This window comes from Thermodesulfomicrobium sp. WS, from assembly GCF_027925145.1.
In the GTDB taxonomy this organism is placed as follows: domain Bacteria; phylum Desulfobacterota; class Desulfovibrionia; order Desulfovibrionales; family Desulfomicrobiaceae; genus Thermodesulfomicrobium.
On sequence record NZ_AP027130.1, the window covers coordinates 31872 to 55075 of the forward strand.

Sequence of the window (23204 nt, forward strand, 5' to 3'; positions counted from 1 at the left end):
CCGCCTTGAATCACAGATCCAAGGTCCACACTTCCATGGGTTTTTCCGTCTCCTCGGCCTCGCCGATCTCCTTCCAGGGGCATGGGGTCTCGCATCCGGGGACCTTGGCAAAGCCGAAGCGCTCCCACAACGCATCCGCAGACCAGTACCCGCTGGGCTTGGCCGGATGCCCAGGGTCCCGGCGTACGGTGTACAGACACGCCTTGGCAAACCCCTGGGCCCGCGCCGCATCCAGCATGGCGGCAAGCAAGCGGCTACCCCATCCCTGCCTGCGGCAATCGGCCCGGACCATGACCTCGCCGATGTAGAAGTATTCGGACGGATCCGCACAAAAGGGCTGGATGAAGCACGAGGTCTCCTCGGCCAGCGCGATCCCTGTCGCCGCGGCCACCAGCCCGTGGGCATCGCGGGAAAACAGCACCACGCTGGAGGTGCTTGCAGCATACCGGGAGAGGTACTCCCGCTCGTATTCCATGGAGCCGTCGTACAAATACGGATACTCCCGAAAGATGGTGATCCGAAAACGCCCCAACGCTTCGATCAACGCGCCAATCTCGGGCCCCTGCAATCGTTCGAGCATAATTTCCTCCCTCCCCTCCCTGTGCCACCATTGCCCTGGAAGGCGCAACTGCCTTGACCACCACGAAGTTTTGCTCCACTCTTCCGCAAAAGCGAGGGAACGACATGCTCAAATGCAAAAATTCCGACGACGTGATCCGCGCGGTGCGCGAACACGGCCTCGAGTTGGTGGAGCTCTGGTTCGTGGACGTCCTTGGCGGGCTCAAAAGCTTTCAGGTGCTGCCCGATGAGCTGGAAATCGCCCTGGAAGACGGCATGGGATTTGACGGCTCGGCCTTGGAAGGCTTTTGCCGCATCGAGGAAAGCGACATGCTCGCCAAGCCGGACCCCACGACCTTCCAGCTGGTCACCTGGCGGACCGGGGAACCTGCCACCGGCCGCATGTTCTGCCAGATCCTCCACCCCGATGGCCGCCCCTTCGACGGTGACAGTCGCGCCTGCCTGCATCGGGTGCTGCAGCGTGCCGCCCGGCGGGGATACACCCTGTACGTGGGCCCGGAATTGGAATTCTTCCTCTTTCCCAACGCCCAGGCCCCGCTCCCCACAGATCCCGGCGGATATTTCGACGCCCCGCCCCATGATCTGGGGACGCCGGTGCGCCGGGCCGTCATCGCCGGGCTGCGCGCCATGGGTATCGACGTGGAATACGCCCACCACGAGGTCGCTCCAGGCCAGCATGAAATCTCCCTGCGCTACGCCGAGGCGCTGCGCATGGCGGACGCTGCCGTCACCTACCGCGCCGTGGTCAAGGACGTGGCCCGACAGCACGGCCTCTACGCCACCTTCATGCCCAAGCCCATTGCCACCATCAACGGCAGCGGCATGCACGTCCACCAGTCGCTGTTCAAAAACGGCCGCAACGTGCTGCATGACCCAAGCGCCCCGTACGGCTTGAGCCGCGAAGGCCGCGCCTACGTGGCCGGACTGTTGCGCTACGCACCGGAATTCACCGCCATCACCAACCAATGGGTCAACTCGTACAAACGGCTCATCCCGGGCTTCGAGGCACCGGTATCGGTGGTGTGGGCCTGCCGCAACCGCTCGGCGCTGGTGCGCATCCCGCAGTACAAACCCAGCCAGGAGAACGCCTTCCGCGTGGAGCTACGCTCCCCAGACCCGGCCTGCAACCCCTACCTCGCCTTTGCCTGTATCCTCGCCGCAGGGCTCAAAGGCATGGAGGAAAACCTCCCCCTGCCGGCCCCTGTGGAAGAAGACGTCAGCGCCCTCTCGGAAGCCCAACGCCGGGAGCGCGGCATCGCCACCCTGCCCGGCAGCCTGGAAAGCGCCCTTGCAGCCATGGAGGCGAGCACGCTCGTCCGGGAGACGTTGGGAGAACACATCTTCGCCAAATTCCTCCAAAACAAGAAAGCAGAATGGGAACTGTTCCGCGCTCATGTCACCGACTTCGAGCGCGAGCGCTACCTTTCCCGGCTGTAGCGTAACGCAGTGCCGCGCGGCTTTTTATTGTCCCATCCAAAGTGACAATATCATTGTCCGGTAACATCATTGTCCGGCAACAAGTGCCGCGCGGCCTCCTTGACGAAACGGCTGCGGCGTCGCATCTCCTGCACAAGGAGGATACCATGGAGACGAATCTCAGCGCCCTTTCCGCCTTCGGCATCTCGCAGGCAGTCACGGCCAATGATGTGGCCAACATGAATACCCCTGGCTACCGGGCCAAAGAGGCCCGACTGGAAAGCGGGCCAGACGATCAGGGCGTGCGCGTGGCGGAAATCCGCGAGGATACCTCCTCCGGGCCGCTCGTCCCTGGGCCGGAAAACAGCCTTGTGGAGGGGTCCACCGTGGATTTGGCCACGGAGATGGTGCAGATGGTGCGCGACGAGGTGGCGTACGCCGCCAACGCCGCGGCCATCCGCACCCAGGCGGACATGACTGGGGTGCTCCTCGACACCCGCATCTAACGGTGCCGATGCCTCCTCATGCGGCAGGGGGCTCGCTTTCCGGATGCGGGTGTTGGGGGAGTTGGTGCACGAGCTCGCGGAGTTGGTGCGCGGAAAAGCGATGTTCTTCGCCGCAGAACTCGCAGCGGATGGCGATGGTCTCTTCGTCCGCGGCAAGGCGCAAGAGCGCGTCGCGCCCCAACGTCTTCAGGGCTTGGGCGATGCGTTGCTCGGAGCAGCTGCAGCGGAAGGCCACCGGGGATGTGTCGAGGATTTCCATGTCCATGCCGTGGAAGATGCGCTCCAAGAGCCCTTGGGCGGACGGCGCGTCCTGCAAGATCCGGCCAAGGGGCGGTATGGTTTGGATGCGCTGCAGGACTGCGTCGATGGCGTCCATGTTGGCTGGCGGAAGACTTTGGATGAGAAATCCGCCTGCTACCATGACGCCCCCCTGGGCGTCCGGGATGGTGGTCACGCCCACTGCCGAGGGGATTTGCTCGGATTCGGTAAGGTAGTAGGCCACGTCCTCGCCGATCTCTGCCGAGACCAAATGCACCACGCCCTGATAGGGGGTCTTGAGGAGGAGATCCTTGGTGACCGTGAGCACCCCGGCCCCCAAGGCCCCGGCGACGTCGAAACGGTCGTGGCGAAGCGGCAGGTCCACGTCCGGATGGGCCACGTAGCCATGCACCCCGCCGTGGGCGTCGGCCTGCACCACAATCTTTTCCAGCGGGCCGCTGCCTTCGAATTTGAGGGCAAGACGCTGCCGGCCTTTGAGCAAGGCCCCGAGCAGCACCCCGGCGGTGAGCGCCCGGCCGAGGGCCACGGCCGCCGTGGGTGCGGGCTGGTGGCGGCGGCAGGCCTCGGCCACGGTATCGGTGGTGATGCACGCCACGGCGCGGAGATTGGCGGAAGGGACGAGGGCGCGCGTTAGATGGTCGGGCATATCCATTCTCCAGGAAGGACAAGGGGAAGGCGGTGGTGCAGGCGGATGCCGGTTGGGGATGGCTCCAAAACGTACGGGAGCATGCGCACGCCAGCGCGGAGCGCCGCCACAAAGGCCCGGGTAAAGGCGGGATCGATATGGGCGGCAGGGCCAAAGGCCGTGCAGTCCGTGCGCTGGATACCAAAGAAAATTGCGGTGTTGGCCCCTGCCTTGGCCATGGCGGCAAGTTCTTCCACATGCTTGGTGCCGCGGATGGTGACCGCATCGGGAAAGCAGGCCACCCCGCCTTCGGCCAGGGTGACGTTTTTGGTCTCCACCCAGATGCGACCAGCTGGGCCGTCGAGGACGAAGTCCAACCGGCTTTGGCCGTGGCGCACCTCTGCGTGCAGTTGCGAAAATCCGATGAGCTCCGGGATGGCGTTTTCCTGCACTGCTTGGCGCAGCACGCGTCCTGGTGTGGCGGTGTTGACGCCGATCCACACCGTCTCCGGGCAGACCAGCTCCAGGGTATAGGGGAGCTTGCGGCCGGACGTGGTGGCTTGGGAGAGGAGGATGGGCATCCCGGGACGCAGCAGTCCGCGCATGGAGCCGGAATTGTTGGTGTGTGCCATGGCAGGTTGCCCATCCACCACGCAATGGATGAGAAAGCGCTTTTCCCGACGGACAAATTGGGCCGGGACCAGGGGATGGGGAGAGGAAAGAAACGTCATATTCTTGACAGCGCCTGCAGTGCACATCAGGGAACAGGCAACGAGGCAGGTGACCATGGCATTCGACACATCTGGGATACTGGGCGCGAGCCCGGCGTTGCAAGGGGTTTTCCGGGTCCTCTCCAAGGTGGCGCCCACGGACTCCACGGTGCTCGTAACCGGCGAGTCCGGCACGGGCAAGGAACTCTTGGTGCGTGCGCTGCATCGCAATAGCCCCCGCCGGGACAAACCGTTCGTGCCCATCAATTGCGGGGCCATCCCCAAGGACCTTCTGGAAAGCGAGCTCTTCGGCCATGAGAAGGGGGCCTTTACCCATGCCATCCGCACCAAGGTGGGACGCTTTGAACTCGCGGAAGGCGGGACAGTGTTTCTCGACGAAATCGGCGAGATGGACCTTGCCCTGCAAGTGAAGATCCTGCGCGTCCTGCAGGAAAAAGAATTCGAGCGCGTCGGCGGCACCAAGACCCTGCACGCCGACGTGCGCGTGGTGGCGGCGACCAACCGCGACCTGGAAGAAGAAGTCCGTCAGGGCCGCTTTCGCGAGGACCTCTACTACCGGCTCAACGTCATCCCCATCCATTTGCCGCCGCTGCGCGAACGCGGGGACGACATCCTGCTCCTGGCCGAACACTTTCTCCAGCGCTTCTGCCAGCGCCAAAAGCGGCCGCCGCTGCCGCTCTCCCCGGAGGCCCGCGCCGCCCTGCTGGCCTATTCCTGGCCGGGCAACGTGCGCGAGCTCGAGAACTTCATGGAGCGCCTGACCATCCTCTGCGAGGGGGAGCAAATCTGCCTTCGGGATTTGCCCGCCAAGATCTTGCAGGAAGTGGGATACGCGCCGCCCCTGCCCGAGCCTGCGCCCGCGCCGGGGGGATTTCGCTGGCCGACCTTGGCGGATTTGGAGTCCCTGGGCATGGGGCTCAAGGAATTTCTCGATACTGCCGAGGCCCGGTTGGTGGACGAGGCTTTGGCCCAAAGCGATGGAGTCAAAAATCGGGCGGCCGAACTTTTGGGCATCAAGCGGACCACGCTGATCGAAAAGCTCAAAAAACGCGAATAGGAGCGTCCCGGGGCACCACTGCCCGCAAACGGCATTTTTGCCGGAACTACTTCAAGTTGCCCGATTCTTGCTAGGGGCACGACGTGCGGCACAGTGTTTTTGCCAGATGCTTCTGGTCCCTTCTTGGCAGCTTGGTGCTCCTCGCCCCGCTTTCTGCAGGGGCGGCCAGCTATTACTGGAGCCGTCAGCCCCAGCACGAGCGGCTCGTCTTCCACTTCGACACTGTCATGCCGCCCCTGGACGTGGCCCGCACCAGCGCCACGGAAATTACCGTGCGTCTGCCGCAAGACATTTGGAGCAGCGAGTCCCGGCCCGCGCCCTTTGACCTGACCCCATCACGCCTTGTGGCCGCGGTACGCGTGGAAGAGCGTGCCTTGGTGGTCAAGCTGCGGCGCGAGGATGTGCACCATCTCGCCTACCCGCTGCCGCGGGAGAACAACATCGTGCTGGAGCTGACGCGCCAGCCCAAAAATCCCCCGGCGACCAATGCCACCAATGCCACCAATGCCACGGACAAGAACGCGACTGCTGCGGGAGCCTCCTCCACCGCCGCGGGCGCTGCTGCGCCGCCTGCGGAAAACACCACTGCCGTGCAGGCGGCATCCCAGGCGGATGCTCCCGCCAACCACACCACGTTGGCCCCCCGCGCGCAAATGCCGCCACCTGCGGCAGACGCCACCGAAACATCCGGGAGCCGGGTGCGCGCCGCCATTGCCCCGGCAGGTCCTCCACCGCCGTCTGTGCATCAGGTGCGATCCCGCATCGATGCTGCCGCCACCCCGGAGCGCCCTGGCGAGGTGATGGCGGCCGCCGCGCCGCCGACTTTGGCCGCATCATCCCCCTTTGGACCCCAGCAAACGGGCGAAGTAGTCCCGCCTGCAGCGCCAGGGGTGCTGCAGCCAGCCACGGCACCCAACGCGTCGGCGGCGCAGTCCCTGGATGGGGCCGCAAAAACCGCGCCCCCGCAAGAGACGGCAGCGTCTGGCGCCTCCCCCGGTGCCGGAGAGACCCCGTCGCAAGCAAACGCAACCAGCATCAATGCCACGGCGCAGTCGCTCCCCTCGGCCGGGCCCGAACCGCCTGCCGCGGCGGCGCCGGTCCGCGCCAACGCCAGTGCGGAAAACGCTTCTTCTGTGCAGGCCGCAGCCAACGCCACGGACGCCCAGCGCACGGCGGAGTTGGAAAATCTCTTCCAGACCGTGCAGGATACCCTGGCCCGAGGCGACACTCGCGGCGCCCTCGACGGGCTGGAGGCATTACGCCGCTCTCCGGAGCTTCCGGATCACTTGCGCGAAGAGGTGCTCTACACCCTGGCCGAACTGCGCATGAAAGAGGCCAAGGGCGACATGGCCGGCCACTATGTCGCGGTGCGGGAAGCCTTTTTGGAAGCCCTGCACTTCAACCCCTCTTCCGCCCGTGCGCCGCAGGCCCTCATCAATCTGGGCTACCTGAACCTTGCCGTGGGCAACGAACCCGAGGCCAAGGCCTATTTCGACCTCTTGCGCCGCAAATATCCCCAGGACTTCAATGTTCCCTTCATTGATTACTATTGGGGCGAATATTTTGCGCGGCGAGGTCAATGGAATCAGGCCGCGGACCATTTCCAGGCCGTGATCCAGCAATATCCGGACTCCCAGCCGGTGCTCCCAAGCGCAGTAGGGCTGGTGCGCGCCCTGGCCGAACTGGGATTCTGGGCCAAGGCCTGGGAGATCGTGGACTTCGTGGAAAAACGCTGGCCCCGCTACTACATCGACGACCCGGAATTCCTCTCCCTGGCCGGGCAGGTGGCCATGAACCATGACCTGCTCGATGCGGCACGGGAACGGCTGTGGCTCTACTTCAACCTGATGGGCGACAAAGGTGCCTCCGCGGACATGGCACTCGCCCGCATCGGCGATATTTATCTTCGGCAAAATAGTCCTCAGGCCGCCAAAAGGATTTACGAAAAGGCGGCTGCCGAATTTCCGGACAAGGAAGGCGGGCTCATTGCCATGATGCGTCTGGCCGAGGAAGGCATCGTGGATTCCCCTACCCTGGAAGGCATGGCTGCGGTGTTCGACCGGCCCTTCAGCCTGCGGCCGGAGCGCATCTATACCGACATCGTCACCCGGTTTCCGGACTCGCCCTTGGCCCCCATTGCCCGCCTCAAGCTCGCCATGTGGTATCTCTGGACCGGCCGCTTTGACGCGGCCGTGACCCAAGGCCGCCGCTTTTTGCAGGACTACCCGCAGCACGCGCTGGCCTCCCGGACAAAAGACACGATCTTTACCGCCCTCACCCGCTGGATGACCCGGGATGCGGAAGAAGAGAACTATCGCGGCATCGTGACGCGCTTCGAGGCCAACGCCGACATGGGAGCGCGGCTTTTGGAAAGCGACCGCCTGCGTCTGGCCTTGGCCATGGCCTATCTCAAGCTCGGACAGCCCGAAAAGACCCTGGAAATCGCCCGCCCCTTCTTCTTCGGCACCATTGCCCAGGGCGAGTTCTCCCTGCCTGCCCTGGATTTGGCCCTGGCCGTGCTCGTGGATTTGGGCCGCTGGAGCGACGTGGTGGATTTGGTCTCCCGAGTGAAGGATTGGAATTTGGGCGAAGCGCGGCAGCGCCAGGTAGACTACGCCCTCGCCCTTGCCTTTGAGAATTTGAACCAGGAAAAAGACGCCCTCGCCATCTGGCGGCATTTGGCCACCGACGTGGAGCTCCCGCCCACGCAGCGGGGCCATGCCCTCTATTTTCTCGCTCGCGCCGCGTATGCCGAAGGGGAATGGGAGCAGGCATACACGGCTGCCCAGGAATCCCTTTCCTTGCTGCTGCACAAAAAGAGCGACCCCGGAAAGATTCGCGATACCTTGGGTATGCTGACGGATATTACGGAAAACACCGGCCGCCTCGATGAGGCCCTCATGTGGGCCGGGGAATACGAGCGCCAGCTGGAACCCAAGAGCCCGCAGTGGGCTGCCTGGATCTACCGCAAGGCTCAGCTCGAGCGGCGCCTTGCCCGGGAAGACGCCTGGCGGGCAAGCCTCAACGCCCTGATCGACGCGGCCCCGGATTCCCTGTATGCCCGCATGGCCCGCTCGGACCTTGCGGCCGCGGCCATTGCCGAACGTCTGGATCGCCTCCAGTAGGGCAATGGACCCAAGCGAAGGCCCCAGCAGTTTCGCCGCGCGTGGTGGCGGGCACGACCTGTACCAAGGAGATGTCTATGCCCCGAGATCGGTTGCCCATCGTTGCCGGACAATTTTATCCTCAGGATCCAGAAACCCTCAGCGGCGTGGTGCGTGCAGCCCTCGCCAAAGGAAAGGAGCGGCAGTCCCCGACCCTTTTGGCCATGGCCCCCCATGCGGGCTACATGTTCTCCGGCCGCCTGGCGGGGGAAACGCTTGGTGCGGCCAACCTGGCGCAGACCGTGATCCTTTTGGGTCCCAACCACACCGGCCTGGGGGCGTCCATGGCAGTATGGCCCCACGGCCGGTGGCATATCCCCGGCGGGGCGCTGGAGGTGGACGCCGCCCTGGCGCAGGCGCTCCTGGAGGCCGAGCCCAGCCTGAGTGCAGACACGGCGGCGCACCTGCGGGAACACTCGCTGGAAGTCCTCCTCCCCTTCCTTTTTGGAAAAAACCCCGCCATGCGCATCGTGCCCATCGCCGTGGCCGATCCTCGGCCGCAGGTGCTTGCAGCGGTTGCCGCCCGCATGGCCGAGGTGACCCAGAAGTGGGAAGAGCCCGTCAGCGTGGTGGTGAGCTCCGACATGAACCACTTTGCCGACGACGCCACCACCCGGAAAGTGGACCGCTTGGCCATCGACCGCATCCTCGCCCTCGATCCCATGGGGCTCTACGGGGTCGTGCGCGAGCATGGGATCTCCATGTGCGGGGTCTACCCCATGACCTTGGGGCTGCAATGGGCGTGCATCCGGGGCGCCAAGACGGCCGAACTGGTGGGCTATGCCACCTCGGCCGATGCCGGCGGCGACACCGACCGGGTGGTGGGCTACTGCGGGGTGCTCGTTGCCTAAAAGCGCGAGACGGAGTGCTGGCGGTAGGCCGTAAGGGTATTGGCAAGCAGCATGGCGATGGTCATGGGCCCCACGCCGCCGGGCACGGGCGTCATGGCCGCGGCCTTGGGGGTGAGTGCGGGATAGTCGCAGTCGCCCACAAGCCCTGCCTCGGTGCGGTTGATGCCCACATCCACCACGACGGCACCTTCGGCGACCATGTCTTCCCGGATGAGGCACGGCATGCCCACTGCGGCCACGAGGATGTCCGCCTGGCGGGTGATGGCCCCAAGGTCCGGAGTGCGGGAATGGCACACCGTGACCGTGGCGTGGGCTTCCAGGAGCATGAGGGCCATGGGCTTGCCCACAATGGTGCTGCGCCCCACCACCACGGCATGCTTGCCGGCGCAGGTGATGTCGTAGCGCCGCAGCAGCTCCATGACCCCGGCCGGGGTGCAGGGGCGCAGTCCGGGCAGGCCCTGTACGAGGCGGCCCATGTTTTCCGGGTGGAAGCCGTCCACGTCCTTGTGGGCGGCGATGCGGATAAGGCACTTTTGGGTATCGAGGCCGCGAGGTAAGGGGAGCTGAAGCAGGATGCCGTCCACCGCAGGGTCGGCGTTGAGGTCGTCGATGATGCCCAGCAGGCGTTCCTGTGCGGTCGTCTCCGGCAGGCGGATGACCTGAGAGGCAAAGCCGACCTCCGCACATGCCCGTTCTTTGTTGCGCACGTATACCTGGGATGCCGGATCTTCCCCCACCACAATGACGGTGAGCCCGGGGAGGCGCCCACCACGGGCGCGGATATTCTCCACTTCGGCACGGATTTCCGCCCGCATCTGGGCGGCCACGGCCTTGCCGTCAAGCACGATCATGCAGTTCTCCTTATGGGATGCGAAAGCGGGGCGCTGCCGCAAAACGAAGCGGCCCCGGAGGGCCGCTCGCCTTAGTCTTCGTCGTACCAATTGGCCGCCATGGCCGGGCCATAGTAGATGGCAATGTCGTCCAAGGCTTCCTCGATGCGCAGCAGTTGGTTGTACTTGGCCAGACGATCGGAGCGGCACAGCGAGCCAGTCTTGATCTGGCCGGCATTCACCGCCACCGCCAGGTCGGCGATGAAACTGTCTTCGGTCTCGCCCGAGCGGTGGGAGATGACCGTGGCGTAGGCCGCGCTTCGCGCCATTTCGATGCAGTCCAAGGTCTCGGTGACCGTGCCGATCTGGTTGAGTTTGATGAGGATGGCGTTGCCCACCCCGCGCAGGATGCCTTCGGCCAAAAGCGTGGGGTTGGTGACGAAGATATCATCGCCCACCAATTGCAGCCGGTCGCCGAGGTTTTCCGACAGGTATTCCCAGCCGTCCCAATCACCCTCCGCCAGGCCGTCCTCCAGGCTGATGATGGGGTATTTGTTGGCCAATTCGGCGTAGTAGTCGGTGAGCTCTTCGGCGGAGAAGGTGCGGTCCTCGCCGGCGAAAACGTACTTCCCGTCATGGAAGAATTCGGAGGCCGCAGCGTCCAGGGCGAGGGAGATCTGTTTGCCCGGCACGTAGCCCGCCTCTTCGATGGCGCGGACGATGTAGCTAAGGGCTTGGTCGTGGCTCGCCAAGTTGGGGGCAAAGCCGCCCTCATCGCCTACGCTGGTGACGTGGCCGTCCTTGTGGAGGATTTTTTTCAGGGTGTGGAAGGTCTCCGCACCCATGCGCAGGGCCTCGCGGAAGGTCTCGGCGCCCAAGGGGACGATCATGAATTCCTGGATGTCCAAGTTGTTGGGCGCGTGGGCGCCACCGTTGACGATATTCATGAGCGGCACGGGCAGCACCTTGGCATTGACCCCGCCCAAGTAGCGGAAAAGGGGAAAACCCACATGCGTCGCCGCGGCCCGGGCCACGGCCATGGATACGCCCAGCATGGCATTGGCGCCCAGCCGGCTTTTGTTCTCCGTGCCGTCCAGATCGATGAGCGCCTGGTCGATCTCGTTTTGCCGCAGGGCGTCCATGCCCACCACTTCTGCGGCGATGTCCTCCATGACGTTTTTGACCGCAGTCTCCACGCCCTTGCCGCCGTAGCGGGCGGGGTCGCCGTCGCGCAACTCCAGCGCCTCGCGGGTGCCGGTGGACGCCCCCGAGGGCACGGCGGCGCGGCCTTTGGCCCCGGATTCCAGAACCACTTCCACCTCCACGGTGGGGTTGCCGCGGGAGTCGAGAATCTCCCGGGCGAAAATGCCGGTAATGGTGCTCATGCCTCCTCCTTCAACAGTTGCGGAATAGGGGAAAATGCAATCCGCTGCAGCCCGCGCAGCAGCAGATCCGGGACGAGATGCTCCAGGGCGTCGGTGAGCCGAGCGATGGTGGGGGCAAAGCCTCCGGTGGCCACCACCTGGGCGTTTGGGTCTTGGAGGCGTTGCCGCAGGCGGGCCACCAAGCCTTCCACCATGGCGGCAAAGCCGAAGAGCACACCATGGTTCATGCTGTGGCGGGTACTGGTGCCGATGGCAAGGGTCGTGTCGTCGAGCTCCAGGCTGATGTGCGGAAGTTTCGCCGTTTGCGCGCCGAGCGCCGCCACGGAGCTCGCCACACCCGGGGCGATGAGTCCGCCCAGGTAGGCGTTTTCCTGCACGCAATCAAAGGTCGTGGCAGTGCCGAAGTCCACCACGATGAGGGTGGGGGCGGAAAAGAGCATGCGGGCGGCGTATGCGGCGAGCAAGCGGTCGGCGCCCACTTCCTGGGGCCGGGCGTAGCGGTTTTCCAAGGGGAGCGTGATCTCCTGGAGCACAAAGCGCGCCGGACACTCCCAAAAGCGCTGCGCAGCCTGGCGCACCAGAGGATCCAAAGGCGGCACCACGGACGAGGCCACCACTTCACAGACCGCGTCGATGCCGTGGCGCTGGCAAAGGGCGTCCAGGGCAAGACCGAGGCTGTCGGCGGTGTGGTGATGGATGGTCGGCAGGGTGTACACGGGCCCCAAGCCGTTGGCCGTGGCGAGGCACACCTTGATGGTGGTGTTCCCGATATCCAGGAGTATACGTGTTGCCATGGGCGGGGTTGTATTCTCTTCCGGGGAAAAGACAAGGCTTGCCCTTGAGCTTGGGCGCACCTCGGCGTAAGCCCCGAAGGCCGTCGGGACGCACTGCGGCAGAGCATCTTTTGAGGAGGATTTATGGCCTTACATCCGGAACTGCTCCGAATTTTATGCTGCCCGGCCTGCAAAGGCGATCTTGAAGTGCTGGGTGCGGAAGAGGGACTGCACTGCGCCAGCTGTGGGGTGGTCTATCCCATCCGGGACGAGATCCCGGTGATGCTGGTGGACGAGGCCGTGCCCTACTCGGCGTGGGAAAAGGGCGAGCGGGAGGTCTCGCGGTGAGCCGCAAAGCCCCACGGCCGGCGCCGGAGGCTGCGGCGCTGCCGCCAGGCGGGGTGGACACCCACGCTCATTTGGACGGAGACCGCTACGCAGATCCGCTCCACGTGCTCGAGCGGGCGCGCGCCTGCGGGGTGAGTGCCGTGGGGAACGTCTTTTTGGGGCCTGCGGCCTACGCTGCGGACCACCAGCGCTTCCGCGTGCCCGGAGTGTTTTTTCTCTTGGGTATCCACCCGCACGAGGCAGGGCAGGTGGATCGCGAATCTCTAACAGCCATGGAGGCCGCCTTCCGTGAGGATGGCCGCCTGCGCGCCATGGGCGAGATCGGCCTGGACTACCACTATGACTTCCATCCCCGATCCGTGCAGCAGGACGCCCTGCGCCGCCAATTGGATCTCGCCCTCCGATTGGATATCCCTGTGGTCATCCACAGCCGTGAGGCCGAAGAGGACGCCCTCGCCATCTTGGATGCCATGGGCTTTGCCCATCGACCGGTGCTGTGGCATTGTTTTGGGCTGGGCGCCGATTGGGCCGCAGAGGTTATCAATCGCGACTGGATCCTCTCCATCCCCGGCACGGTGACCTTTCCCAAGAATCACGCCTTGCGGGCCGCAGTGGCCGGCCTGCCGGCAGACTCCTTCGTGCTGGAGACCGATTGCCCCTATCTTGCGCCCGAACCGTACCGGGGCCAGCGCAACGAACCCGCGCTACTGGTCTTCACCGCCCGGGAGGTGGCCCGACTGCGCGGGGAGGACCCGGCGCTCGTGTGGCAGCGCTGCGGGACTACAGCCCGGAGCTTCTTCGGGATCGAGGAGGAGACGAGCGCCGAGGGCGGAAAGTAGGGCGCGCACCTCGGCCTCGGCTGCACGGGTGCAGCGCAGTTTGAGCACCGCCCGAAAGCGATCGAGCACCGTGGCAATGGCCAGGTGTCCGTGGGCTTCGAGCAGAAAGCGAAAGCGGGCGATGTCGGTCCGCGGCACCTCCACGTAGAGGATGCGGCTTTGCTGCGGCTTTGGGTTTTGGGCGTGGTTGGACATCGGCTTTTGTGGGGCGGCCGGGGGAGCGCCCCGATGCATCTCAAAGACTTCGTGTCCTGTCGCGGCTGAAAATCGCCGCGGAGGGCGCTGCACAAGAGCTCCTGATGCGCCTAGAGGACTTCGTGTCCTGTCGCGGTGACCACCACCATGTACTCCCAGCGCACCCCTCCCCAGGGGAAATAGAGCCCCGGTTCCACGGTGACCACCATGCCCGGCTCCAGGATGGTGGCATCATGGGCCGCCAGGCGCGGGGCCTCATGGGTCTCCAGGCCGATGCCGTGCCCGAGGCTGTGGGTGAAGTGCTCGGCCACACCATGGCGGGCCAGAAACTCCCGGGCCACGCGATCCACCTCGGCACACGGGACCCCAGGGGCGATTGCTTCGATGGCCGCTGCCTGGGCCTCCTGCACAAGATTCAAAGCGCGGGAGAACTCCGGACTGGGGCGGCTGCCAAACCAGAAACTGCGCGTCTGGTCCGAGCAGTAGTCCTGCAGGCGGCAGCCCATGTCCACCAGCACCGGGGTCTCGGGCTCCAGGCGCTGGCTTCCGGGGATGGCATGGGCCTTGGCGCCGTTGGGTCCAAATCCGACGATAGTGGGGAAGCTCAGGGCTTCGGCCCCGGCTTCGCGGAAGCTGCGTTCCAGCTCCCAGGCGAGCTCGGCCTCGGTGATCCCGTGGCGCAGCATCTCGGTTACCCGGGCGAACACCCGGTGGTTGACGGCCGCGGAGGCTCGAAGCAGGCGGATTTCTTCGGCGCTCTTGATGCGGCGCAGTCCCTCCACCAAGGGCGGGGCGGGATGCAGCGGGATCTTTTCCGCCAAGGCCCGGTATTCCCGTACGCACAGGGCATCTTCCTCCACCCAGAGTTCCGTGACCCCAAGGTCGCACAGCATGGCGGCAAGGTCTTTGCGGCGACGGTAGAGCGCCACGCTGTCCGGGCCGAGGCATTCTCGAGCCGTCTGCGCAAAGCGGGCGTCCGTAAAGAGCATCTCCGGTCCATCCAGGCGGATGAGGAGCACGCCGGAGGACTCGTTGCACTGGGTGTCGTGGAGCTCGAAGCCCGAGAGATAGTAGCGGTTGGCTGGGGCGGAGACGAGCAAGGAGCGCACCCCGTTCGCCTCCATGGCGGCTTGGAGACGGGTGCGGCGCAGGGCATAATCGTTCATCGGCAACCTCCCGGCGGCCTTGTGGCGAAGAAGTTTTGCGGCGTCAAATGGATGCACCGTACTCCCCGAAGGCCAATGGAGAGGTTTTTTCTGCATCCTCCCTCCGGATCATCGCCTCCGCCGGTTCTGTGCACCTGCCGCGCCCGGAACGCGCTTCAGGGGACCGCGCCAAGCGCGTCCATCACCGCCTACGCAAGCGGCGCAAGCGAGCCCCCAATCCATGCCTCGCCACCGGCCCACGACTCGATACACGCATAGGCGCTGTGGTTGTGGATGGACTCCATGGACTCCACCTCCACCCGAAACCCCTGCACCCGGGGATGGACCGCCAGGCGCTGGGCCACGGCGCGCACCACGTCTTCCACGAAGGTTGGCTGGGCAAAGGCGGTCTCGGTGACGTGCTTTTCGTCCTCCCGCTTGAGCAGCGGATACACCGGTGACGACGCCGACTCCTGGGCAATGGCGATGAGGTCTTCGATCCAGAGCATGCCGGAAAACTGGGCCTCTATGCGCACCAGGGCCCGCTGGCTATGGGCGCCCTCCCGGCTGATGGCCTTGGAGCACGGGCACACGGTCATCACCGGCACCTCGACGCCCAAGCTCATCCGGGTGCCGTCTTCCTGAAGGCAACCTCGCAACCAGCAGCGATAATCCATGGGAGCGGCGCTGCCAGTCACCGGGGCACGGCGCTCCAAGAAATACGGAAAACGGAAACAGAGAAACGCCCGCCGGGCTTCCAAGCGGGCGCGGACATCGGCAAGGAGCATACGGCACGTCTGGGCATCCAAGGCAAAGTCCGCCGCGGCCAGGGCCTCGAGGAAGCGGCTCATATGCGTGCCTTTGAAATGCGCCGGCAGTTCCACCCCCAGTTCCACTTGGGCCACGGTGTGCTGCACCCCCCGCTCCCGGTCCCGCACCCGCAAGGGTACCGCCACGTGCCGCACGCCCACCCGGTCGATGGGCAGGGGCACTTCCGCTGGGTCCCGCTGGACGTCGCGCATCAGGGCAAATCGTGGCCGGTGGTGGACAGGGTGAGCTTGCCGTGCTTCACCCCCTTGGTGGCGATGAGCCGCTCCGCAGTCGCCTTGAGCTCCTGGCCCGGGCCACGCAAGACCAGCACTTCCATGCAATTGTGGTGGTCCAGATGCACGTGCAGGGACACCACGATGACGTCCAAAGACGAATGCTGGATCTCGGTCATCTTCTGGGCCAGGTCCGATTGGTGATGGTCGTACACCAAAGTGAGGGTGCCGACCATCTCTTTGGCTCTATTGAGGTCTTCCCACTCCTTCTGCACTAAGGCGTTCCGGATGAGATCCCGGATGGCCTCGGAGCGGGTCTGGTAGCAGCGCTCCTCGCACAGGGCGTCGAACTTCTCCAGCAGGTCCGAATCCAGCGACACGCCAAAACGGATGGTCTGTCCCATTTAGTCCCCCTTGGGTTGAAGTTCCCAAATACGCACGAGCGACGGCTTCCCGTACCACGGGAGCTCCGTCTCCTGCCGGCAGACGACCCGCCAGCCGCAGTCCCGAAAACGATCCCACACGGGACGGGAAACCGCCCGATCCGGGTCCGCCAACCACACCCGACCGCCCGGGGCCAAAAGCCTCCGGAAAAGTCCTTCCAAGGCCGGGAAAAACCGCGTCTCGTACAAAATATCCGCCCCCCAAATGCGGGGAAAGCTCTGAGGCCGCAGCGGAGGATGGTTCCAATCTCCGGCCACCCAGCCCGGCGCGACGGGCACCGCGTTGTGCGCTGCATTTTTGCGGGCAAATCTGAGCGCATCATGGATAAGGTCCATTCCCACCACCTGCGCCCCGCACCAGGCCGCCACCATACTGGAGAGTCCCAAGCCGCAGCCCACGTCCAGGCAGCGCACCCCCTGCAAGGCCGCGCCTTCGCGCGCCACGAATTGGGCGAGCCCCACCGCGGCTGGCCACAGCTCCACCCAATAGGGGATACGATCTTCTGCCGCAGGGTCATCCTCGGGAAAATCGGCCCACAGGCGCTCCAAATCCGCAGGCCGCAACAGTTCCCAACGCCGGCCTGCCACATGGGCACAAAGCACGCCGCTCATGCCTCCGCCTCCCTGCCTTGGCGCGCACCCCCAGCCATGTAGAGCCCAATGCGTGCCACCTCGCCCTCGTCGTCCGCAGCGAAAGACGCCACCACCTGCCCGCGGTACAGGATCACGATACGGTCGGCCACAGCCAGGGCCTCCGCCACTTCTCCGGTGACCAAAAGCACCCCGGCCTCTTCCCGGGCCGCCAAAAGGGCGCGCCATATTTCCTGCGTGGCCGCGATGTCGAGCCCCTGCGTGGGCTGGTCCGCCACCACCAAGCGCGGCCGCCGGGCAAATTCGCGCGCCAGCACCAATTTTTGGAGGTTGCCGCCGGAAAATTGCCGGGCCGCCATCTCGGGCCGCGGGGGATAGACCGCGAAAGTATCCATGAGCTCCACCACCTTCCGCCGCGCCCGCGCCCGCTCCATCCACCCCCAGCGGGAGAACCCCTGCCGGGTGGTGAGGAGGAAATTGTCCACCGTATCCATGTCCCGGCACACCGCCACCCCGAGGCGGTCCTCCGGCACGTATCCGATGCCGCCCTGCCACGGGGCTCGGCGATGGAACTGTGTCCAAGGCTGACCCAAAATCCACGCCTCTCCCCGCTGGGGGGCGCGCAGACCACAGACCACCTCCACCAGGGCGCTTTGGCCATTGCCCGCCACCCCCACCACCGCCACGATCTCGCCCTGGCGCACCCGCAAATCCACGCCAGCCAGGCCGCCACCATGCACACCGGCAAGACGGAGCACCGTCTGGCGAGGCTCCACAGGCGGGCGCTCCACCGCAAGGAGGACGTCCCGCCCCACCATGCGCCGGGCGAGCTCCGCCGGGGAAGTCACCTCGGAGACCAAGAGCTCGTCCACGATGCGGCCGCGGCGCAAGATGGCCACCTCGTGCGCCACCGACAGGACTTCGTTCAACTTATGGGAGATGAAGACCACCGCCACCCCTTCCGCAGCCAAGCGGCGCAGCGCGCCAAAAAGGACTTCGGTTTCAGTGGGGGTAAGCACTGCTGTGGGCTCATCCAAGATGAGCACCCGGCAGCCCCGGGCCAAGACCTTCACGATCTCCACCCGTTGGCGCTCGCCCATGGAAAGGTCCGCCACCCGGGCCATGGGGTCCACTTCCAGCCCCAGGCGCTTGGCCAAGTCCGTCACCCGACGGGCCTGGGCCGCAGGCGAGACCCACGCCCCGCCCTCTTGGCCCAAGGCGATATTCTCTGCCACGGTCATTGCGGGCACCAGGGTGAAATGCTGGTAGACCATGCCGATGCCCACCGCCAGGGAATCACGGGCAGAGCCAAAACTCACCGGGGCGCCATCCACCAGGATGGTACCTTCATCCGGGCGGTACTGCCCCGCCAAAATGGCCATAAGGGTGGATTTGCCGGCGCCGTTTTCTCCGAGCACCGCCTTGATACATCCGGGCCGAATATCCAGGCTCACCCCGTCACATGCCGTAACCGGGCCAAAACGTTTGACGATGTGCTGCAGGCGGATGATGGGCTCCACACTATCCCTGCCGCATGCCCGCAATGGGTTGGACGAACTGGGATTCGGCATCCCAGGGGAAGAGGATCCAGGTGTCCTGGCTCACCTCCGTGATAAAGGTATCCACCAAGGGCCGACCCGCGGGCTTGGCGTAGAGGGTGGCGAAATGCGCCTTGGGGTACAGCTCGCGGATCACCTTGGCCGTGCGGCCGGTGTCCACCAAGTCGTCCACGATGAGCCAGCCTGCGCCGTCGCCGGCGACACTCTTGAGCACCTGCACCTCGCCTTTGTGCTCCTGCCAATCATAACTGGCCACACACACGGTATCCACCAGACGGATGTCCAATTCCCGGGCGACAATGGCCGCAGGCACGAGACCACCGCGCGTCACGGCGATGATCCCCTGAAAGTACTCCAACTCCAAAAGCCGCCAGGACAAGGCCTTGGCGTCGCGGTGCAGCTGATCCCAAGAAATAGGATAGGTTCGTTGATAGCGTTTCATGGTTATTCCGAAGGTTCGGGGTTGATACCGAGGGCCGCCGGCGCGCCCAAGAAGCGCCCCCAACGGCTGGAGACGGCAAGCACAACGATGGTCAGGGCATACGGGAGCATCAGGAGCAGGGACGACGGCACGGCAGTGCCCGCGGCCTGCAGCCGGAGCTGAAAGGCCATGACCCCGCCAAAAAGATAGGCCCCCACCATCGCCCGCCCAGGACGCCAGAAGGCAAAGATGACGAGCGCCACGGCGATCCAGCCCCGACCTGCGGTCACGCCGTTGGTCCACAGGTGCGTAAAGGCAAGGCTCAAATATGCCCCGCCCACGCCAATGAGCATGCCTCCCACCAGGCATGCCCCCATGCGCAACCGGGCAACGGAAAGTCCGGCGGCCCGACATGCCGTGGGGCTCTCGCCTGCGGCCCGCAGCCGAAGCCCCCAACGGGTATGGGAAAGCCCCACGCCGGTCACGAGGGGGAGGGCATACGAAGCATACACCAGCACGTCTTGGGTAAAGAACACTGGGCCGAGCACCGGGATCTCCCGCAGGCCGAAAATGGGCATGGGGTCAAACCCTGGTGCCGCAAGGCCGATGTAAGGGGTGCCGAGAAAATTGGCCAGCCCCGTGGCCAGGATGGTGAGGGCCAAGCCCGAGACCACCTGGTTGGCCAGGCCGTACGTGCAGACCGCACCGTGGAGCAGACAGGCTGCAGCCCCTGCCCCGGCGGCAGCCGCCAACCCCAGCCATGGGCTGCCGGTCACCATGCTCACCCAAAAGCCTGCGAGCGCCCCGAGCAGCATGGCCCCCTCCACACCCAGGTTGAGGATGCCCGCGCGCTCCATGAGGATCTCGCCCACGGTGGCATAAAAGATCGGGGTCCCGGCCTGGACCGCGGCTGCCAAAACCGGAAGGACCATCTCCTCGGTCATGCCGACCTCCGAACGATCTGGTAGCGGGTCCAAAAGCCGCCCACCAGCACCATGAGGAGCATCGTCCCCTCCACCATGGTTCCAAAGGCTGCCGGCACCTGGAGATCCAATTGCAGACTCTCCAGCCCCACGCGCAAGGCCGCAAGAAAAAGCGCCACGACGGCCACGCTTCCGGAGCGCAGGCCGGACAGCCACGCCACCACGATGGCGGTATACCCATACCCGGTCATGATGCTCGGCTGCAGCCGGCCCAAGGCGGCCGAGACCTCCAAGAACCCGGCAAGGCCCGCCAAGGCGCCACCCACCACGAGCACCACGCTGACCCACGTCGCATAGGGAATGCGGGCATAGCGGGCCGCCGCAGGATTCTGGCCGCATACGGCGATCTCAAAACCTGCCCGGGATGCACGCAGCACCACGGAGAGGAGCACGCCCACCACCAGGCAGATCACCACACCCCAATGGATGCGTGTGCCCGGCAGGGCCGGCACCACCGCCGCGGGCGCGAACTCCGCGGTCATGGGAAAGCCAAAACTCGCAGGATCCTTCCACGGGCCAAAGACCAAAAATTCCAGCACCAAGATGCCGATGTAGTTGAGCATCAACGTCACGATGGTCTCGCTCGCCCCACACCACACCCGCAAGGCGGCAGCGATCATCGCCCACAGACCGCCTGCCAGCATTGCCGCAAGGGCCATGAGCGGCAGCAGCACCAAGGCGGGAAGCGTCGCCCCCCACGTCAGCGCCACCGCGGTAGCACCCACCGCGCCCAAGGCAAATTGCCCCTCCGCGCCGATGTTCCATACCGCCATGCGAAAGGAAAGTCCTACCCCCAAGGCACACAAAAAAAGCGGGATGGCCTTGAGCACACAGTCCTCCAGAGCCCATACCGAACCCACGGGGCTGCCGAGCAAGATTGCCATGCCGCGCCACGCCGGCTTGCCCTGGAGGGCCAAGAGGGCGCCGCCGACCGCCAAGGCCACGGCCACCGCCCCAAGAAAAACGAGGCAGGAGCCCCACCAAGGGAGGGGCTCCCGCCGTTTGCGCACCACAAGGGCCACGGGCTACTCCAAGGTCCCGACCACGCCGCGGACGAACCAGTTCATGGACAAAAGCTCCGCATCCGAGAGCGCTTTGCCTGCCGGCACCCGCTCCACGCCCTTTTGATCGGCGATGGGCCCCACAAACACGGGGTGTTCCCCTTTGCGGATGGCCTCTTTGGCAGCCAGCACCGTAGTGCGGACCGCTTCCGGCACCATGGGGCCAAAGGGGGCGATGTCCACCACGCCCTTATCCATGCCCCACCAATAGGAATCCGCCTTCCACGTGCCTGCCTGGACCTGACGCACCATTTCCGTGTAGAAGGGCGCCCAATTCCACACCGCTGCCGTCAAGTGCGCCTTGGGAGCAAACTTGGCCATATCGGAGTTGTAGCCCACGGAGTACACCCCGCGTTCCTGCGCGGCCTCCTGGGGGGCCGGGGAATCCTGATGCTGGGCGATGACATCGCAGCCTGCATCCAAGAGCGACTTGGCCGCTTCCTTTTCCCGCGCCGGATCGTACCAGGTCTTGGTCCAGACCACGCGCACCTCGGCCTTGGGATTGACCGCCTGGGCGCCGAGGGCAAAGGCGTTGATGCCACGAATCACCTCTGGGATGGGGAAGGCGGCCACGTAGCCCAAAAGGTTGGACTTGGTCATGGCTCCGGCCACCATGCCCGTCAGGTAGCGGGCCTGGTACATCCGACCGAAGTAATTGGCCATATTGGGCGCGGTCTTGTAGCCGGAACAATGGAGGAACTTGATGTCGGGGAACTGTTTAGCCACTTTCAGCGTCGGATCCATGTATCCGAAGCTCGTGGTGAAGATCATGTCGTAGCCCTTGCGCGCCATGGTGGTGATCACGCGCTCGGCGTCCTGACCTTCAGGAACGGATTCCACAAAAGACGTAGTCACGCCCTCCATGGCCTCCACGGCCTTGCGGCCCTGGTCATGGGCGTAGGAATAACCTGCATCCCCCACCGGCGAGACATACACGAACCCCACTTGCAACTCCTTGGCCCATGCCCCGGTGGTCCAGAGCAGCACGGCCAGCGCCATCATCCATCGCGTACGCATTCTCTCACTCCTTGCGTCAAAAAATACCGAAAAGAAGCCTCCAACACTCCACCTCAAGGCCATGCGGTATAGCCAAGAGCAGGCCCAGAGGCAATGGCGCATCTCCAGCCTTCGCCCAAGGGGTCAGTCCGAAAACCGCCCGCGCCGATCGATCCAGCGCCCAAGGTCCTGCACTTCGGCCTCCCAGGCAGGGGAAAACCGGAGCATGACGAAGCGGGCCCAGAGCGCATCCACAAAGTCCATGGCCTGCTCGAGAAGAAAGAGCTTTTCCAGGATGCGAGCGTCCGGATCTTCGCCCTCTTCCAGACGCATATCCACCTTGGGGGTCTTGAGGCTCGTCAGCGTCAGTCGCGCGGCATCGACACTCACGCTCCATTCGGCCTCGTCTTTTTCCAGACGCAAACGCACGCTGTCCACCTTCTTCCCGGCGGCAAGACCGGTGCGGGCCTCGGCCAGGCTGGCCATGGGGCCGCTGCACACCGCCGTCTCCCGGCCCTCGCCTTCGCCGCCGGTCACCCGCACGCGCTGCTCCACGAAAAACCGAAACGCCTCCCCGTCGGGGGTAGCAAAAAGGCCGTTTTCCCGCTCACTGACAAACCACAACCAGGTCAGGAATTCCTGGCCCAAACCAGTGGCGATGCGGCTTGCGCGTTCCAAATCCATCAGGCAACTCCAGGGGTAAAGATCGTGGGGGCGTGGTCGTCCAAAAGCGAAAGCTTCGAGGCGTCAAGCAGGGCCCGGGCGGCAAAGTACGGGTCCATGGGCTCCAGATGGAGGTCAAAGGTCTGGGAGAACATCTCGTGGAACAAGTCGATGACCTTGGGATGCACCGAAGCCAAATACACGTGGTGACGCCGCACGTTCCAGACCACTTGGAAGACCGCCGGGATGGGTAAAAATCGGGCCCGAAGCGCCAGGGCCACCCGCTCGCGGATCTCGAGCTTCTCATCCTTGGAGAGAAACTTCTTTCCCTCCGCCTTGGCCGCGGCAAGGGCCTGACCCATGGCCACGGTGACATGCTTCTTGAAGACCGCGGCAGGCACCCGCCGCGTATCCAGGCGCAGGGCAAAGACGAGATAGTCTCCCAAATCCACGGGTTCGTTCTCAAACGAGGTGTCCAGCATATTGCCGAAGGCCACCCAGCCGAAGGAACGTTCCTCCGCCGTATTGTCGATGTCCCGAAAGGCGTACCGACGCAGGCGCTCGGCAGCCTCGGCCAAAATGGTCGGCTCCACGGTGTCTTCCACCAGCCGAAACCGGGTCAGGCTCGTCGAGCCAGCAAGAAATCCCATACTTGTTCCTTATGTGAAGGCCACATGGTTTGACGAAAAGGCGCTTCTTTTTCTACATGGCCGGTGGCGTC

The 23204-nt window shown here is 64.9% G+C and carries 24 protein-coding genes and 1 pseudogene; 7 read left to right on the top strand and 18 right to left on the bottom strand.

Annotated elements, in window-relative coordinates:
• Window positions 1-10: 10 nt before the first annotated feature.
• Entirely contained in the window at window positions 11-580 is a 570-nt protein-coding gene (locus QMF81_RS00160) for a GNAT family N-acetyltransferase (protein ID WP_281750939.1), read from the bottom strand.
• A gap of 104 nt (window positions 581-684) precedes the next feature.
• On the opposite strand from QMF81_RS00160, the gene QMF81_RS00165 reads away from it, so the two are divergent.
• Both QMF81_RS00165 and QMF81_RS00170 read left to right on the top strand, forming a co-directional pair.
• Complete coding sequence (locus QMF81_RS00165) at window positions 685-2016, top strand: glutamine synthetase family protein (RefSeq protein ID WP_281750940.1); 1332 nt, start codon at window positions 685-687, stop codon at window positions 2014-2016.
• Window positions 2017-2162: 146 nt separating this feature from the next.
• Window positions 2163-2501: a flagellar basal body rod C-terminal domain-containing protein gene (locus QMF81_RS00170; RefSeq protein ID WP_281750941.1), complete on the top strand. Its 339-nt coding sequence runs from the start codon at window positions 2163-2165 to the stop codon at window positions 2499-2501.
• Window positions 2502-2517: 16 nt separating this feature from the next.
• On the opposite strand, the gene hslO is transcribed toward QMF81_RS00170, so the two are convergent.
• Together hslO and sfsA are read right to left on the bottom strand one after the other, a co-directional pair.
• Window positions 2518-3426: an Hsp33 family molecular chaperone HslO gene (gene hslO / locus QMF81_RS00175; RefSeq protein WP_281750942.1), complete on the bottom strand. Its 909-nt coding sequence runs from the start codon at window positions 3424-3426 to the stop codon at window positions 2518-2520.
• Window positions 3411-4136, bottom strand: a complete 726-nt coding sequence (gene sfsA / locus QMF81_RS00180; RefSeq protein WP_281750943.1) for a DNA/RNA nuclease SfsA — start codon at window positions 4134-4136, stop codon at window positions 3411-3413. Before sfsA ends, hslO begins: the two co-directional genes overlap by 16 nt.
• A gap of 55 nt (window positions 4137-4191) precedes the next feature.
• Here sfsA and QMF81_RS00185 point away from each other — a divergent pair, with 55 nt between their 5' ends.
• The 3 genes from QMF81_RS00185 (at window position 4192) to amrB (ending at window position 9208) form a co-directional block, all read left to right on the top strand.
• Window positions 4192-5193 carry a sigma-54 dependent transcriptional regulator gene (locus tag QMF81_RS00185; RefSeq protein ID WP_281750944.1) on the top strand — a complete coding sequence of 334 codons (1002 nt, stop codon included), beginning with the start codon at window positions 4192-4194 and terminating at the stop codon, window positions 5191-5193.
• Window positions 5194-5327: 134 nt separating this feature from the next.
• Window positions 5328-8318, top strand: coding sequence for a tetratricopeptide repeat protein (locus tag QMF81_RS00190; protein ID WP_281750945.1), 2991 nt, complete (start codon window positions 5328-5330; stop codon window positions 8316-8318).
• Window positions 8319-8395: 77 nt separating this feature from the next.
• Entirely contained in the window at window positions 8396-9208 is an 813-nt protein-coding gene (gene amrB / locus QMF81_RS00195; protein WP_281750946.1) for an AmmeMemoRadiSam system protein B, read from the top strand.
• On the opposite strand, the gene folD is transcribed toward amrB, so the two are convergent.
• The 3 genes from folD to QMF81_RS00210 all read right to left on the bottom strand — a co-directional run bounded on the left by folD (window position 9205) and on the right by QMF81_RS00210 (window position 12217).
• Window positions 9205-10059, bottom strand: a complete 855-nt coding sequence (folD, locus tag QMF81_RS00200) for a bifunctional methylenetetrahydrofolate dehydrogenase/methenyltetrahydrofolate cyclohydrolase FolD (protein WP_281750947.1) — start codon at window positions 10057-10059, stop codon at window positions 9205-9207. The two genes, amrB and folD, sit on opposite strands and share 4 nt — an antisense overlap.
• Before the next feature lie 71 nt (window positions 10060-10130).
• On the bottom strand, window positions 10131-11423 hold the full coding sequence (gene eno / locus QMF81_RS00205; RefSeq protein ID WP_281750948.1) for a phosphopyruvate hydratase: 1293 nt from the start codon (window positions 11421-11423) through the stop codon (window positions 10131-10133).
• Window positions 11420-12217 carry a type III pantothenate kinase gene (locus QMF81_RS00210; protein WP_281750949.1) on the bottom strand — a complete coding sequence of 266 codons (798 nt, stop codon included), beginning with the start codon at window positions 12215-12217 and terminating at the stop codon, window positions 11420-11422. Before QMF81_RS00210 ends, eno begins: the two co-directional genes overlap by 4 nt.
• Window positions 12218-12340: 123 nt before the next feature.
• On the opposite strand from QMF81_RS00210, the gene QMF81_RS00215 reads away from it, so the two are divergent.
• Both QMF81_RS00215 and QMF81_RS00220 read left to right on the top strand, forming a co-directional pair.
• Window positions 12341-12544 carry a Trm112 family protein gene (locus QMF81_RS00215; RefSeq protein ID WP_281750950.1) on the top strand — a complete coding sequence of 68 codons (204 nt, stop codon included), beginning with the start codon at window positions 12341-12343 and terminating at the stop codon, window positions 12542-12544.
• On the top strand, window positions 12541-13383 hold the full coding sequence (locus QMF81_RS00220; protein WP_281750951.1) for a TatD family hydrolase: 843 nt from the start codon (window positions 12541-12543) through the stop codon (window positions 13381-13383). Before QMF81_RS00215 ends, QMF81_RS00220 begins: the two co-directional genes overlap by 4 nt.
• A 42-nt stretch (window positions 13384-13425) precedes the next feature.
• Here QMF81_RS00220 and QMF81_RS00225 read toward each other — a convergent pair.
• From QMF81_RS00225 to rdgC, 12 genes and pseudogenes are all read right to left on the bottom strand, one after another.
• Window positions 13426-13617: pseudogene (locus QMF81_RS00225) on the bottom strand (DUF4911 domain-containing protein); the annotation flags it as partial.
• A gap of 71 nt (window positions 13618-13688) precedes the next feature.
• On the bottom strand, window positions 13689-14744 hold the full coding sequence (locus QMF81_RS00230; RefSeq protein WP_281750952.1) for an aminopeptidase P family protein: 1056 nt from the start codon (window positions 14742-14744) through the stop codon (window positions 13689-13691).
• Window positions 14745-14932: 188 nt separating this feature from the next.
• On the bottom strand, window positions 14933-15745 hold the full coding sequence (folE2, locus tag QMF81_RS00235; RefSeq protein WP_281750953.1) for a GTP cyclohydrolase FolE2: 813 nt from the start codon (window positions 15743-15745) through the stop codon (window positions 14933-14935).
• The gene (nikR, locus tag QMF81_RS00240; RefSeq protein ID WP_281750954.1) at window positions 15745-16170 is read right to left on the bottom strand and encodes a nickel-responsive transcriptional regulator NikR; all 426 of its coding nucleotides are present in this window, start codon (window positions 16168-16170) and stop codon (window positions 15745-15747) included. The genes folE2 and nikR overlap by 1 nt, the downstream gene beginning before the upstream one ends.
• Window positions 16171-16821, bottom strand: a complete 651-nt coding sequence (locus tag QMF81_RS00245) for a methyltransferase domain-containing protein (protein WP_281750955.1) — start codon at window positions 16819-16821, stop codon at window positions 16171-16173. It lies immediately after the preceding gene.
• Window positions 16818-18320, bottom strand: coding sequence for an ABC transporter ATP-binding protein (locus QMF81_RS00250; RefSeq protein ID WP_281750956.1), 1503 nt, complete (start codon window positions 18318-18320; stop codon window positions 16818-16820). The genes QMF81_RS00245 and QMF81_RS00250 overlap by 4 nt, the downstream gene beginning before the upstream one ends.
• A 1-nt stretch (window position 18321) precedes the next feature.
• Entirely contained in the window at window positions 18322-18801 is a 480-nt protein-coding gene (gpt, locus tag QMF81_RS00255; protein ID WP_281750957.1) for a xanthine phosphoribosyltransferase, read from the bottom strand.
• A gap of 2 nt (window positions 18802-18803) precedes the next feature.
• A complete protein-coding gene (locus QMF81_RS00260; protein WP_281750958.1) occupies window positions 18804-19724 on the bottom strand; it encodes an ABC transporter permease in 921 nt (306 codons plus the stop codon).
• Complete coding sequence (locus QMF81_RS00265) at window positions 19721-20785, bottom strand: ABC transporter permease (protein WP_281750959.1); 1065 nt, start codon at window positions 20783-20785, stop codon at window positions 19721-19723. The genes QMF81_RS00260 and QMF81_RS00265 overlap by 4 nt, the downstream gene beginning before the upstream one ends.
• A 3-nt stretch (window positions 20786-20788) precedes the next feature.
• On the bottom strand, window positions 20789-21841 hold the full coding sequence (locus tag QMF81_RS00270) for a BMP family ABC transporter substrate-binding protein (protein ID WP_281750960.1): 1053 nt from the start codon (window positions 21839-21841) through the stop codon (window positions 20789-20791).
• 123 nt (window positions 21842-21964) lie between these two features.
• Window positions 21965-22504, bottom strand: coding sequence for a hypothetical protein (locus QMF81_RS00275; protein ID WP_281750961.1), 540 nt, complete (start codon window positions 22502-22504; stop codon window positions 21965-21967).
• Window positions 22504-23133 (bottom strand): recombination-associated protein RdgC, encoded by a 630-nt coding sequence (rdgC, locus tag QMF81_RS00280; protein WP_281750962.1) that lies wholly within the window; start codon window positions 23131-23133, stop codon window positions 22504-22506. Before rdgC ends, QMF81_RS00275 begins: the two co-directional genes overlap by 1 nt.
• Between the last annotated feature and the right edge of the window lie 71 nt (window positions 23134-23204).